Annotated in this window: 2 protein-coding genes; one reads left to right on the top strand and one right to left on the bottom strand. The window is 66.2% G+C overall.

Features of this window, described 5'->3' with window-relative positions; translation table 11 throughout:
- Window positions 1–65: 65 nt before the first annotated feature.
- Window positions 66–1,490: an aspartate aminotransferase family protein gene (locus ABYB95_RS21020; protein ID WP_372661489.1), complete on the bottom strand. Its 1,425-nt coding sequence runs from the start codon at window positions 1,488–1,490 to the stop codon at window positions 66–68.
- A 99-nt stretch (window positions 1,491–1,589) separates the two neighbouring features.
- On the opposite strand from ABYB95_RS21020, the gene ABYB95_RS21015 reads away from it, so the two are divergent.
- Entirely contained in the window at window positions 1,590–2,534 is a 945-nt protein-coding gene (locus ABYB95_RS21015) for a LysR family transcriptional regulator (protein ID WP_372661485.1), read from the top strand.
- The last annotated feature ends 121 nt before the right edge of the window (window positions 2,535–2,655 follow it).

The following is a 2,655-nucleotide window of genomic DNA, read 5'->3' as shown; positions in this document are numbered from 1 at the left end:
CCGTCGATAGGACGTGGACCTCTACAGAACCGGCTTGCAGCCCCAAGCCGGTTCTGCGCAGCGAATCACGCCGTCTGCTGCAGCGTCTCGCCCAGCGCATCAACCAGCCGGTCGATCTCTTGCGGTGTGCTGATGAAGGGGGGCGCCAGCTGGACAGTGTCGCCGCCGTTGCGCACGTAAAAGCCTTTCTGGAACATCGCCATGGCGATGTCGTAGGGCCGCTTGGCGGGTTCGCCCGGCACGGGCGCGATGCTGATGCCGGCGGCGAGGCCGAAGTTGCGGATGTCGGCCACGTGTTTGGCGCCTTGCAGGCCGTGCACCGCGCGCTCGAAATGGGGGCTCAGTTCGCGCACGCGTTGCAAGGCGTTGTCGCTGGCCAGCAGGTCGAGCGAGGCGACCCCGGCCGCGCAGGCCACGGGGTGCGCCGAATAGGTGTAGCCGTGCGGGAACTCCAGCATGTAGTCGGGGCCGCCGGCGTCCATGAAGGTGTCGTGGATGTCGCGTCTGGCGACCACCGCGCCCAGCGGCTGCACGCCGTTGGTGACCTGTTTGGCGATGTTGAGGATGTCGGGCGTGACGCCAAAGGCCTCGGCGCCGGTCCAGCTGCCGGTGCGGCCAAAGCCGGTGATGACCTCGTCAAAGATCAGCAAGATGTTGTTCTGGGTGCAGATCTCGCGCAGGCGCTGCAAATAGCCCTTGGGCGGGATCACCACGCCGGCCGACCCGCTGAAGGGTTCGACGATGACGGCGGCGATGTTGGAGGCGTCGTGCAAGGCGATCAGGGCAAGCAAGTCGTCGGCCAGCTCGGCGCCGGTTTCGGGCATGCCCCGGTAAAAGCTGCCCATGGGCGGTTGGGTGTGCGGCAGGTGGTCGGCTTCAATGCCCTGGCCGAAGGTCTTGCGGTTGCCCACGATGCCGCCCACCGAGATGCCGCCAAAGTTCACGCCGTGGTAACCCTTCTGGCGCCCGATCAGGCGCGTTTTGCTGGCCTGCCCCTTGGCGCGCCAATAGGCCCGCGCCATTTTCAAAGAGGTGTCGGCCGACTCGGAGCCCGAGCCGGTGAAGAACACGCGGTCCAGCCCGGCGGGCATGCGCTCGACGATGCGGTTGGCCAGCTCGAACGACAGCGGGTGGCCGAAGTTGAAGGCCGGTGAGTAATCCAGCTCGGCCACCTGGCGCTGCACCGCCTGCACGATCTCGGCGCGCGCATGGCCCAGGCCGGTGCACCACAGGCCCGAGAGGCCGTCAAAAATCTGCCGGCCGTCGGCGTCGGTGAAATAGCTGCCCTGGGCGCTCACCATCAGGCGCGGGCGGGCCTTGAAATCGCGGTTGCCGGTGAACGGCATCCAGTGCGCGTCCAGCGCGCCGGGCTGGCGCATGGCCGCAGCGGTGTTGACCGTGGTGCGGGGCTGTGGCGCCTCTGCGGCGGGTGTGGGTGTGGAGGTGGGGCGCACGGTGGCGGGGGCGGTGGTGGCTTCGAGCACGGGCATGGGGGATTTCTCCTGGACGGTGGGACCGACAAGCCGACTATGGTGGCAGTTGCTGGAACCACCGAAAATGACAAGTTATCACCATTCACTTGAGCATTCATGAAACCAAAGCAAAAGGCCATCATCGGGCAGGTCAGCGACATGGACTTGCGCCTGCTGCAGGTGTTCAAGGCGGTGGTGGACTGTGGCGGCATGTCGGCCGCCGAGCTGGAGCTCAACATCGGCACCTCCACCATCAGCCGCCATGTGAAAGACCTGGAGACCCGCCTGAGCCTGGTGCTGTGCCGACGCGGCCGCGCCGGGTTTGCGGTGACACCCGAAGGCCAGCGGGTGTACGAAGAGACGCTGCGCCTGCTGGCGGCGGTGGACGGTTTTCGCAGCGGTGTGGACGATATCCACGCCCGCATGGGGGGCCAGTTGCACATCGCGGTGTTCGAAAAGACCGCGAGCAACCCCAAGGCCCGCATCGGCGAGGCGCTTGCGCGCTTCACCACGCTGGCGCCCGAGGTGCACCTGCAGGTGCACGTGTCGTCCATCACCGACATCGAGCGTGGCGTGATCGACGGGCGTTACCAGATCGGCGTGATACCGGCGCACCGGCCTTCTGAAAGCCTGCGCTACAACAACCTGTTCGACGAAAACATGCGGCTGTACTGCGGCCAGCAGCACCCCTTGTTTGGCCAAGACCATGCCCAGCTCACCTGGGAGGGTTTGCGCCAGCATCCGCTGGCCGGGCTGGGCTACCACTCGCCCAACATGGAGCTGAGCCACAAGGCGCAGTTGCCGCGCAAAGCCACGGGCTTCGACCAGGAGGCCATCGCCACGCTGATTCTGTCGGGCCGTTTCATTGGCTTTCTGCCCGACCACTACGCCGAGGCTTTCGAGCGGCGCGGCCGCATGCAGGCGATACGGCCCGACACCTTCCACTACAGCTGCCAGTTCGTCTGCATCGTGCGCCGCTCGCCACAGGCTTCGCGCGCCGCCGCAGCCCTGCACGCCGCCTTGGTGCAGGCGCACACCGACACGGATGGGGAAATCGTGTGAACAGGCCCTGTGGATCCGGCCCAGTGAAGTCTTGAGATCCGTTCGGGCAGAGCTTGTCGAAGCCTTCACCTCAGACCTTGCACGAGCCCTTCGACAGGCTCAGGGCGAACGGGTGTTTTTT

The organism is Hydrogenophaga sp. (genome assembly GCF_041633695.1).
Lineage (GTDB): Bacteria > Pseudomonadota > Gammaproteobacteria > Burkholderiales > Burkholderiaceae_C > Hydrogenophaga.
Note: the sequence above shows the minus strand (reverse complement) of the source record. Positions and strands in the feature narration are given on the sequence as shown.

Coding starts and splice junctions, on each gene's coding strand:
- ABYB95_RS21020 (WP_372661489.1), bottom strand. CDS start 1,490: ATGCCCGTGCTCGAAGCCACCACCGCCCCCGCCACCGTGCGCCCCACC.
- ABYB95_RS21015 (WP_372661485.1), top strand. CDS start 1,590: ATGAAACCAAAGCAAAAGGCCATCATCGGGCAGGTCAGCGACATGGAC.